Raw genomic sequence first — 671 nt, forward strand, 5'->3', positions numbered from 1 at the left:
TTCGCCTCTTAGATCCTAGGCATCCACCATGCGCCCTTATTCGCTTTAAAAATCTTTAGTATTCTAATACTACTATTTCGAATACAACTTGCATTTCCCAATATGTCAAAGAACTTTTAATCACTGACCTCTTTTTCAAGATTTCATTTGTGTGATTATTGCTGATGTGTGAGAGCCGATCTCCGTAACCCTTTGTGGTTACACATCTTTTGTTATGATAAGAACTTAAGGTGATTAAGTGGAGGATATCGGATTCGAACCGATGACCCCCTGCGTGCAAGGCAGGTGCTCTAGCCAACTGAGCTAATCCCCCGTAATCATTGTAGACCCGAGCAGATTTGAACTGCTGACCCCTACATTATCAGTGTAGTGCTCTAACCAGGCTGAGCTACGGATCTGTTTATCAGACAAGGTTGGCTGATACTATCTCACTAACCGATCCAGTCCATAACCAACTTGGCTTATAATGTTTTTAAAGAACTACAAAACAGTATAGTCATCACTAAACTGTTTCAATAAAATTAAAAGAAGGAAACAACAGCTCAGGTTAATGAGCTCTAAAAAGGAGGTATTCCAGCCGCACCTTCCGATACGGCTACCTTGTTACGACTTAGCCCCAATTACCGATTTTACCCTAGGCGGTTCCTTGCGGTTACCGACTTCAGGTCCCC

General features: G+C 42.2%; 2 tRNA genes and 1 rRNA gene. All 3 read right to left on the reverse strand.

Annotation, left to right across the window (positions count from 1 at the left end):
* Positions 1-239 precede the first annotated feature (239 nt).
* Positions 240-313, reverse strand: a tRNA-Ala gene (locus HGH90_RS31465).
* A 10-nt stretch (positions 314-323) separates the two neighbouring features.
* Positions 324-398: transfer RNA gene (locus HGH90_RS31470), tRNA-Ile, on the reverse strand.
* 163 nt (positions 399-561) lie between these two features.
* Positions 562-671: ribosomal RNA gene (locus tag HGH90_RS31475) — 16S ribosomal RNA — on the reverse strand; the annotation flags it as partial.

This window comes from Chitinophaga sp. Ak27 (assembly GCF_012726295.1).
In the GTDB taxonomy this organism is placed as follows: domain Bacteria; phylum Bacteroidota; class Bacteroidia; order Chitinophagales; family Chitinophagaceae; genus Chitinophaga.